The 9,562-nt window shown below is 35.9% G+C and carries 10 protein-coding genes; 3 read left to right on the top strand and 7 right to left on the bottom strand.

Annotated features, from left to right (window positions below):
- Nucleotides 1–378, top strand: a 378-nt coding sequence (locus tag NQ163_RS16510; RefSeq protein WP_268191434.1) for a GLPGLI family protein, incomplete at its 5' end; no start/stop codon positions are given.
- A 1-nt stretch (nt 379) separates the two neighbouring features.
- Nucleotides 380–3,022, top strand: coding sequence for a hypothetical protein (locus tag NQ163_RS16505; RefSeq protein WP_268191433.1), 2,643 nt, complete (start codon nt 380–382; stop codon nt 3,020–3,022).
- A gap of 39 nt (nt 3,023–3,061) precedes the next feature.
- On the opposite strand, the gene frr is transcribed toward NQ163_RS16505, so the two are convergent.
- From frr to rplM, 6 genes are all read right to left on the bottom strand, one after another.
- Nucleotides 3,062–3,625 carry a ribosome recycling factor gene (gene frr / locus NQ163_RS16500; RefSeq protein ID WP_268191432.1) on the bottom strand — a complete coding sequence of 188 codons (564 nt, stop codon included), beginning with the start codon at nt 3,623–3,625 and terminating at the stop codon, nt 3,062–3,064.
- A 221-nt stretch (nt 3,626–3,846) separates the two neighbouring features.
- Nucleotides 3,847–4,557, bottom strand: a complete 711-nt coding sequence (gene pyrH, locus NQ163_RS16495; RefSeq protein ID WP_054715517.1) for a UMP kinase — start codon at nt 4,555–4,557, stop codon at nt 3,847–3,849.
- Between the two features lie 348 nt (nt 4,558–4,905).
- The gene (tsf, locus tag NQ163_RS16490) at nt 4,906–5,730 is read right to left on the bottom strand and encodes a translation elongation factor Ts (protein WP_120238211.1); all 825 of its coding nucleotides are present in this window, start codon (nt 5,728–5,730) and stop codon (nt 4,906–4,908) included.
- 29 nt (nt 5,731–5,759) lie between these two features.
- A complete protein-coding gene (gene rpsB / locus NQ163_RS16485) occupies nt 5,760–6,569 on the bottom strand; it encodes a 30S ribosomal protein S2 (RefSeq protein WP_110363654.1) in 810 nt (269 codons plus the stop codon).
- A gap of 102 nt (nt 6,570–6,671) precedes the next feature.
- On the bottom strand, nt 6,672–7,058 hold the full coding sequence (gene rpsI, locus NQ163_RS16480) for a 30S ribosomal protein S9 (protein ID WP_054715526.1): 387 nt from the start codon (nt 7,056–7,058) through the stop codon (nt 6,672–6,674).
- A gap of 5 nt (nt 7,059–7,063) precedes the next feature.
- Nucleotides 7,064–7,519, bottom strand: coding sequence for a 50S ribosomal protein L13 (rplM, locus tag NQ163_RS16475; protein ID WP_110363652.1), 456 nt, complete (start codon nt 7,517–7,519; stop codon nt 7,064–7,066).
- Nucleotides 7,520–7,934: 415 nt separating this feature from the next.
- Between rplM and NQ163_RS16470 the strand changes: the two genes are divergently transcribed.
- The gene (locus NQ163_RS16470; RefSeq protein ID WP_268191431.1) at nt 7,935–8,465 is read left to right on the top strand and encodes a DNA-3-methyladenine glycosylase; all 531 of its coding nucleotides are present in this window, start codon (nt 7,935–7,937) and stop codon (nt 8,463–8,465) included.
- Nucleotides 8,466–8,480: 15 nt separating this feature from the next.
- Here the strand turns inward: NQ163_RS16470 and NQ163_RS16465 are convergent, their stop codons facing one another.
- Complete coding sequence (locus NQ163_RS16465; RefSeq protein ID WP_268191430.1) at nt 8,481–9,560, bottom strand: efflux RND transporter periplasmic adaptor subunit; 1,080 nt, start codon at nt 9,558–9,560, stop codon at nt 8,481–8,483.
- Nucleotides 9,561–9,562 lie beyond the last annotated feature (2 nt).

Genomic DNA, 9,562 nt, shown 5'->3' with positions numbered 1-9,562 from the left:
TGCAAAATGGCAACTTGTAATTTTGCAGGAAGGAACTATCAGGCCTGGTATACTATTGAAATTCCAATTAGTGATGGACCATATAAGTTTAAGGGGTTACCGGGTTTAATTGTTCGCATTGCGGATGTAAATAAAGAGCATGTTTTTCAGCTGTATAAAATGAAAAATTGTAAAAGGTATGAAGACATGATATATGCCCATGAAAAACAAACGAAAGATGCAACAGCCCCTAAGTTTGCCAAAGCTATGAAAGCCTACATTGCTGATATGTATAGAAGGTATAATGGAAATGCTAACATCCAATATTCGAATTCGGACGGAGAGGCAAAAACCTTAAGAAACATACGCTCATGGAACAATTATATTGAGAAGTATTAGGATGCAGAAAGTACTTTTAACTTTTCTATTTAATTTCAGCGCACTTTTCCTTTTTTCTCAAAACACCATTCAAGGTTATTTATTAATCGATAATCAAGAATCGGTAGAGGGAATTGTAGTTAGCTTGCATGCCGATGCAAATACCAAAAAGTTCCTGGCTTATTCAATAAGCAATGCTGAAGGGTTTTACCAATTAAACTACGATGGTGATATTGAAGGCAAGGCACTTCGCTTGCGTTCTTTAATGTGTCGCGATACCTGTATTATTTTAAGTGGTGCAAAGCATGAATACAATATTTGCCTAAAGGAAAGTATTAAAATGCTAAAGGAGGTGGAGGTAAAGTCGACACCAATTATTGGTAAAGGCGATACGGTCACCTATATAACTGCTGCTTTTGCTCAAAAAAGAGATTTTTCGATAGCTGAAGTGATTAATCGAATGCCTGGGTTTGAGTTAATGGATAATGGTAAGGTGTTGTATCATGGACGTGAAATAGAAAAGTATTATATAGAGGGATCAGACTTGCTAGAGGAAAGGTATGCTTTGGCCAATAAAAATCTACCTCATAAGGCGGTGGCTTCGGTGGATGTAATGCACAATCATCAAAGTAAAAAAATATTTGAGAATAGAATTGCCTCTGATCAAACCTCGCTAAATATTAAACTAAAAAAATCAGTTGCTTTTACAGGGCGTGGTGAACTTGGTGCTGCCTACGAGCCTTGGGGAAGGTATGTAAATCTTACCCCAATGATGTTTACCAAAAAATATCAGTTTATTGGTTCCTATCAATCTAACAATATTGGTTCCGATTTATCCGATCAGATATCTGTTTTAAGGTATAAAAATGGCAAACTGGAAGGTGAAGAGAAAATGCATTTTAGCTTTTTAGGCTTGCCGTCGCTTCATTATCCTAAGATTAAGAAAAGCCGATACTTAGACAATGATGCCAACTTGGTAAGCATTAATGGGCTTCGTAAATTAAATGATAAAACGGAGTTGAAAATTAATTCCGCTTACCTATCGGATAATATCGATGAGCTAAAGAATAGTGAAACGTCTTACTATTTGGATGAGGGTTTGTATAAAACAAATGAGCGTTATGAAAATCGTTTTAAGAACCGTTCCTTTTTTACCGATTTAAATTTAAGGAAGAATCTTTCATCGGTTTACTTTAATAATAAAATAGGTTACATTCAGTTTTGGGACAAATCCAAAGCAATTATTCAGGAAGGTACAACTCAACAAATAAATGCACGAACTCCTCACCGTAGCTTGTATAATATTTTAGATTGTACACTGCCTTTTTTTAAGGGGTTTGCTAGTTTTTATTCATCGGTAGATTTAAACGAAAGCGACGAAGATTTGACTTTTACGCCAAATGTTTTTAATAACATTTTAGAGTATGGAGAAGACATATCCGTAAACAAACAAAACTTGAAGAATAGAAGTTTTGTGAGTAAAAACCATTTTAAATTTACAAAAAAATGGCATGCATTTATTTTAGAATCCTTAGTAGGATTTAATTACGAAAGCCAGGAATTAGAGTCTTCTATGTATTCATCAGAGGGGATTTTAGACTTCGATGGTTTATCTAATGATATCACTTGGAATAAAAAGGATTATGTGTTTAATCCTTGTTTAAAGTACGAAACCAGCGATTTAAAACTATCTTTTGATTTGCCTTTGAATTACTATTTTTTCAAGTATGATGATCACAAATATTCCTCAAAAATCCGACAGGATAAATTACTATTTAACCCTCGATTTTTTTTAAAGTATGAATGGAACTCCGCTTTTGATGCAAGGCTTACGCTAAGTGAAGTAAAATCGATGGGAAATCCCAATTCTATGCTGCAAGGCAATATTGTATACGATCATAGAAGTATGCGCAGTAGAGTAGCTCAAATCGATGAAAGTAAAAGTAGATCGTTTAGGCTTAATATTGGATATAGAGATGCGATTAATGGCTTGTTTATGCGGTTTGGTTACAATAAGCGAATAAAAGAAAAGGACTTCATACTCGATAAATCTATTTTATCGCCAGGCGTATTTCAATATAGCTTAATTGAAAAGGATAATGAGGTTGACATTAACCAACTTACAGGTGATGTTTCGCTTTACCTTTCCAATCTACATTTAAATTTGGCTTTGAAATCTGATTTTACCAATCAAAAATCGGATTACCTATTAAATGGCGATCTTAAAGAATTTAAGTTGAATAGCTACAAGAATCATTTTAAGCTGAATTTTGACAAGTGGAATTTCTTAGCCTTGGATTATGGCTATTCTATATTATGGGCTAGGCAGGAGAGTAATGGAAATAGCACCAAATCAACAGAACAAGTGCATAATGCTCGCATTTGCTACTATTTTAATTCTAAACAATGGCTTGAACTTCGACCGGAGTATACCATTTTTAGTCAATCAGAAAATAAAACACAGGAATCATTATTTACAGACCTAATTTATTCTTTTACGCCCAAAGGAAGCCGTTTTTCTTACTTATTGGAGTGTAGAAACATCTTTAATAGTAAGAATGTATATTCCAGCTTTAATTCGGATTTAAGCTCGGTTTATAGTGAATTTAATCTACGACCAAGGGCTTTTGTGGCCCGAGTAAGGTTTTCTTTTGGGAAGAATTAAAAGCAAAAAAAAAGCTGCCATCAGGCAGCTTTCTTTCTATTATATGGTCATTATATCTTTCTCTTTTTCTGCAAGCATAGCGTCAATTTTTTTACCGTAGCTATCGGTCATGTTTTGCACTTCTGCTTCGGCATCTTTTTCAAGATCTTCTGATAATCCTTCTTTAATCAATTTTTTCAACTCTACGTTGGTATCGCGGCGAGCGTTACGAATACTAACTTTAGCATTTTCACACTCTGCTTTCGATTGTTTTACCAGGTCGCCACGACGCTCCTCGGTTAAAGCAGGAATATTAATACGGATAATTTCACCGTTGTTATCAGGGTTGAAACCTAAGTTTGCATTCATAATTGCTTTTTCGATAGGAGAAATCATAGTTTTTTCCCAAGGTTGAACAGCAATTGTTCTAGGATCAGGAACACTCACATTAGCAACCTGAGCTAAAGGAGTCATGCTTCCATAGTAATCAACCATAACACCATTTAACATGCTAGGGCTTGCTTTTCCAGCACGAATTTTAAGTAATTCTTTTTCAAGATGGTCTACTGCAGATTCCATCTTTTCCTTTGCATCATCCAGATACATTTGAACTTCTTCGGTCATAGGAGAAAGATTTTAATTGTAATTATTGATCAATGTATGTGTTTACAAAAATAATAAAATTTAGCTTTTAGCTGTTGGCTATTGGCCTTTAGCTTCTTGTCTTTCTAGTATTGAGAATGCTTATGTAATGGAGCAATCTCAAAAGTCCTCCTTCAAATATCACTAATAAAGATAACATTTTTTCTTAAAGCTAACAGCTAAAGGCTAATAGCCAACAACTTTTAGTTGTGCACTACCGTTCCAATGTTCTCTCCTTCAATCACTTTTTTCAGGTTTCCTTTGGTGTCCATATCGAACACTACAATGTTCAAATCGTTTTCTTTGCACATGGTTGTAGCTGTAAGATCCATAATACGAAGATTGCGATTGTAAATTTCGTCGAAAGTAATATTTTCAAATTTAGTTGCCGAAGGATCTTTTTCAGGATCTGCTGTGTAAATACCGTCAACACGAGTACCTTTTAGCATTGCATCAGCTTCAATTTCGATACCTCTTAATGAAGATCCGGTATCGGTGGTAAAGTAAGGGTTACCTGTTCCTGCAGAGAAAATGGTAACATAGCCATCGTTTAGGTAATCAACGGCTTTTTGCTTCGAATAAAACTCACCAATTGGCTCCATTCTAATGGCTGTAAGTACTCTTGATTTGCATCCGATTGCATCCAGGGCAGAGTTTAGGGCTAAACTATTAATAACGGTTGCCATCATTCCCATTTGGTCTCCTTTAACACGATCGAAACCTTTGGCTGCTCCGCTTAAACCACGGAAAATATTTCCACCGCCAATAACAATTCCAACTTGAACGCCAAGTTCGGTGATTTCCTTAATTTGTTCTGCATAATCGTTCAAACGTTGCGAATCGATACCATATTGTTGTTCACCCATTAATGATTCGCCACTTAATTTTAAAAGTACTCTTTTGTATTTAGCCATGTTTTATTCAGCTGCAAGCTTCAAGCTTCGAGGCTCAAGCTTTGGTTATTGATTTTTTTAGCTACAGGCTTCAAGCTATCAGCTTCAAGCTTTTCTTATGTAAGAATTTTTGAACACCTTGGTTCACAATAATTTCTTTAAAAACAATTCCTTGATCAGGATCTTAAGAGGCAAGTTAGGAAAAAACTTGCAGCTTGTGACTGATAGTTTGTTGCTTTTCTGATTTATACAGTATCCAACAAGTGTAATTTGGCCTTGTTTTGAAGTAATTACAGTGAAATTAAGATGAATTGGATACAAAAAAAGAGTTCCGAAAAGGAACTCTTTTTATATGTAATAATAATTGTATTAAGCATTCAAAGTAAAACGCTTCATTGCAGTAACAGTAAGGTCTTTGTCAGCATCTGCAAGATATTGCTTCACTGATTTCTTACCATCTTTTACGAAGTCTTGGTTCAATAAAGTAACCTCTTTGAAGAATTTACCTAAACGACCTTGAGCAATTTTGTCAAGGATCTGCTCTGGCTTACCTTCAAGACGAGCTTTTTCTTTACCAATCTCCAACTCTTTAGCTACAACGTCAGCAGGAACTTCCTCTTCGTTAATAGCAATAGGAGCCATAGCTGCTGCTTGCATAGCAACGTCTTTACCCATTTGTTCTTCAACTTCTTTGTTGAATCCAATCAAAGTCGCCAATTTGTTACCTGCGTGGATATATGCAACTGCTGCTTCAGCTTCGATTGTTTCGTATGTACTCAAATCGATTTTTTCGCCGATAACACCAGTTTGCTCAGTAACGTGCGCTTCAACTGTTCTACCATCCATTTCCAAAGCTTTCAAAGCTTCCAAATCAGCTGGCTTGTTTGCTAAAGCAAGATCAAGGATCTGAGTAGCGAAAGCTACAAAGTTTTCATTCTTTGCTACGAAATCAGTTTCGCAGTTCAAAGTAATCAAAGCACCTGTTTTCTTGTCTTCTGAAACTTTTGCTAATACAACACCTTCAGTTGCTTCTCTGTCGGCACGTTTGTTAGCAATTGCCATACCTTTTTTACGAATGATTTCTACTGCTGCGTCAAAATCTCCTTCTGCTTCAGTAAGAGCTTTTTTACAATCCATCATTCCTGCGCCAGTTGCTTTACGCAATTTGGCTACGTCTGCTGCTTTAATAGACATGATATATCGAATTTTTTTGTGTGAATAAATTACTCCTTATCATTCTTTCCTGCTTCAGTAGCTGGGGCTTCTGGTGCAGCTGGAGCTTCTGCTTTAGTCGCTTTTTTAGCTTTAGCTGATTTCTTATCTGCAGATTCTTTTTCTTTCTCTACTTTTCTTTCAGCTAAACCGTCTTTAATAGCTCCGGTAACTTTATCAAGGATAATAGAAATTGAGTTAGAAGCATCGTCATTCGCTGGAATTACGAAATCAACACCTTCCGGGCTTGAGTTAGTATCTACCATAGCAAATACAGGAATACCCAAACGGTTAGCTTCTTTAACTGCGATGTATTCTTTCATTACATCAACTACAAATAATGCCGCTGGTAATCTGGTCAGATCAGCAATAGAACCTAAGTTTTTCTCTAACTTAGCTCTCTGGCGAGATACCTGTAGTCTTTCTCTTTTAGAAAGGTGGTTTAAAGTTCCATCAGACTCCATTTTATCAATAGAAGTCATTTTCTTAACTGCCTTTCTGATAGTAGGGAAGTTAGTTAACATACCACCTGGCCAACGCTCAGTTACATATGGCATGTTTACAGCACTTACTTTTTCTGAAACGATAGCTTTAGCTTGCTTTTTCGTTGCAACAAAAAGAATTTTTCTTCCTGATTTAGCAATTTGTCTTAATGCTGCAGCAGCATCGTCAACTTTAACCGCTGTTTTGTGTAGGTCAATAATGTGGATTCCGTTACGCTCCATGAAAATGTAAGGAGCCATTTTTGGATTCCATTTTCTTGTTAAGTGACCGAAGTGACATCCGGCTTCTAACAATTCTTCAAATGTAGTATTTGACATTTTTTTGTTTTTTTAATCGTTTACATTCATTTTATGGCAATTGTCAAGTAGTTCGAAAAACGAAGTCTTAACAATTTAGATACTAAACCTGCCACAAAAACATTAACGTTTACTAAATTGAAATCTTTTACGTGCTTTAGGCTGACCTGGCTTCTTACGCTCAACCTCACGAGGGTCACGTGTCATGAAACCTGCAGTTCTAAGAGCAGATTTTGATTCTGCATCAATTTTTACTAGAGCTCTAGCGATAGCCAAACGAAGTGCTTCTGCTTGACCTTTTACACCACCACCATCAAGGTTTACTTTGATGTCATACTTGTCAGCAACCTCAAGAAGGTTTAATGGCTGAGTAACGATGTATTGTAGAGTTCCGGTAGTAAAGTACTCTTTAAGCTCTTTTTTATTGATGGTAATCTGACCCTTACCTTCGCTAACGTATACACGAGCAACTGCTGCTTTTCTACGTCCGATAGCATTAATTACTTCCATACCTCTTATTTAATAGTGTTTAAATCTAATTTCTTTGGCTGTTGTGCTTCGTGCTTGTGCTCACCACCTACGTAAACGTGAAGGTTAGTGTAAAGCTTTCTACCTAAACGGTTTTTAGGAAGCATACCTTTTACAGCTTTTTCAATCAATCTCTCAGGGTGCTTAGCCATAAGGTCAGCAGGAGATTTAATTCTTTGTCCACCTGGGTGTCCAGTGTAAGAGAAATACTGACGGTCAGTCATTTTGTTTCCAGTCAAACGAACCTTTTCAGCATTAATAATAACCACGTTGTCTCCACAATCAACATGAGGAGTGTAGTTAGGCTTGTATTTACCTCTAAGTAGTTTAGCTACTTTCGAAGCAAGTCTACCTAACACTTCATTTTCTGCATCGATAACAACCCACTCTTTGTTAGCAGTTGCTTCGTTAGCAGAAACAGTTTTGTAACTTAATGTATCCACTTCTAAAACTTTTAATAATTAATACTTTAATACAATTATTCCAAATTGGCTTGCAAAAGTACAAGAATCTCCCAAATACACCAATTTTTTTCTTGATTAATTGATGGATACTTAACCAGTTGTGGATAATCGGGATGATGTGGAGTGATTAAGTGTATCAAAAAATCAAAATTGATATATTACCCAGTATTGAATTTGGTACTTGCTAAGGGTAGTCAAATCAACATGTTGGGGAGGGATTCGTTCTCAAGAAAGCCCATCGTCACAATTTCACTGCAAAAGTATGAAATAATTTTTGCTTCACCTGTAATTTTTGCTCTTTTTTTAATACAAAATGATTTCTGATTCTTTGATATGCAGTTGGTAAGATGTGAAATTGTTATTTTGGGAATGTTTTATTTTGAAATAGATTCTGATGATAGAAAAATTGGAAAAAGAATTTTTTACACGTGACATTAAATTAGTTGCTGAAGAATTGATGGGGAAATTGATTGTGCACAGGAAACCCGATGGAGAAATCGAAAAATTCAGAATTACCGAGATTGAAATGTATATAGGTGAAGAAGATTTGGCATGTCATGCGGCAAAGGGACGTACAGCCCGTACCGAAGTAATGTATGCTGAAGGTGGTTTGGTGTATGTATATTTGATTTATGGAATGTATTGGCTACTTAATATTGTAACTGGACCAGTAAATAAACCTCAAGCCATTTTGGTTAGGGGAGTAGAGAAAATAAATGGTCCTGGTAGAGTAGGGCGAATTCTAAATTTGGATAAGACTTATTATGGAGAGGATTTAGTTTTGTCCGAAAGGTTATGGCTTGAGGATGACGGGCAACAATGCAGTTTTACGCATCATCCTCGTATTAATATCGATTATGCTGGTGAAATCTGGAAAAATAAAGCTTATCGCTACCTGTTGGTTGAATCGAACTCAGGTTATTAGGCTAAGGTTCGGGAATTAATTGTTTTGCACTTTTACCCTGTCCTTGTCACTTAATCCTTCCAGTATTTCTATTCGTAAGCCGTCGGACAGGCCGGTTTTTACCCCTTTCATTACTGTTGTATAATCTTTAGTTAATATTTCTACAAAAGAGGAATCTCCCTTAAAAATTAAATTTCGTTCACTAACTGTTAGTATGGAATCTTTGCTCTGTAAAACAATATTGGCTATTGCACTATAACCGGAACGAATCATTTTTGTTTGATCTGAAATTTTGATTTTAGCTTCAATTTCAAATTTCATAATCCCGTTTTGCTTACTACCCTTTGGCGAAATTCTTGATAAGCTTGCATTTGATTTAAAATTGTGAAGGGCCGGAATGTTCACATTTAACAATTTGTTTTTCTCCAGGTATAAGATGTCATTTTCGTTTACAAATCCTTTAAAGATTAGATTTTCAAGGTCGGCAATCACAGCTATTGTTGTTCCTTCGTTGTAGGTGTTTCTCTCAATAACCGAAGAGCCTTCGCGCAATGGTAGCTCAAGTATGGTTCCGTTTGATGTTGCAGTTACGATGTTCGAAACCTCTTTTTGTTTTGTTGAAAATCCTTGTTGGATAATTTCATGTTGAATTTTAGCCGACTTGTACTCCTCCTGTGCCAGTTGATAGGTCTCTTCCGATTTTTCGATTTCTACAAGCGGAATAATATTTTTCCTGAAAAGAGATTGGTTGCGTTCATATTTTTTCTTTTCATTTTGTAACCTGATGAATGATGTTTTAAGATTCTTTTGAGAAATTTCCAGGTTATTGGGATCTGCCAGAATCCTAATTCTTGCAACTTGTTCTCCTTTTTTAACTTTATCTCCAATTTCAACATACAATTTATCCAGTATTCCCGACAGTTGTGGTTTGATTGAAATTTCCCTGGCAGGCTCCAGAACACCGGAAATAAGTCGTTCAATTTTTATTGATTTAATTTGCGGTTGTTCTGTTTCGGTATTTTTCAATTTGGTATTATTCTCTACTTTCAGGTAAATCACCAGAGCGATAATGGAAAGAAGAACCAGCGAGAATATTATTTTAAAACCTGTACTCATGA

Source organism: Marinifilum sp. D737 (assembly GCF_026672275.1).
Taxonomy (GTDB): Bacteria; Bacteroidota; Bacteroidia; order Bacteroidales; family Marinifilaceae; genus Marinifilum.
Note: the sequence above shows the minus strand (reverse complement) of the source record. Positions and strands in the feature narration are given on the sequence as shown.

What these genes read in the sequence shown, in the direction of transcription:
- NQ163_RS16505 (WP_268191433.1), top strand. Translation starts at nt 380, where the DNA reads ATGCAGAAAGTACTTTTAACTTTTCTATTTAATTTCAGCGCACTTTTC.
- frr (WP_268191432.1), bottom strand. Translation starts at nt 3,625, where the DNA reads ATGACCGAAGAAGTTCAAATGTATCTGGATGATGCAAAGGAAAAGATG.
- pyrH (WP_054715517.1), bottom strand. Translation starts at nt 4,557, where the DNA reads ATGGCTAAATACAAAAGAGTACTTTTAAAATTAAGTGGCGAATCATTA.
- tsf (WP_120238211.1), bottom strand. Translation starts at nt 5,730, where the DNA reads ATGTCTATTAAAGCAGCAGACGTAGCCAAATTGCGTAAAGCAACTGGC.
- rpsB (WP_110363654.1), bottom strand. Translation starts at nt 6,569, where the DNA reads ATGTCAAATACTACATTTGAAGAATTGTTAGAAGCCGGATGTCACTTC.
- rpsI (WP_054715526.1), bottom strand. Translation starts at nt 7,058, where the DNA reads ATGGAAGTAATTAATGCTATCGGACGTAGAAAAGCAGCAGTTGCTCGT.
- NQ163_RS16470 (WP_268191431.1), top strand. Translation starts at nt 7,935, where the DNA reads ATGATAGAAAAATTGGAAAAAGAATTTTTTACACGTGACATTAAATTA.
- NQ163_RS16465 (WP_268191430.1), bottom strand. Translation starts at nt 9,560, where the DNA reads ATGAGTACAGGTTTTAAAATAATATTCTCGCTGGTTCTTCTTTCCATT.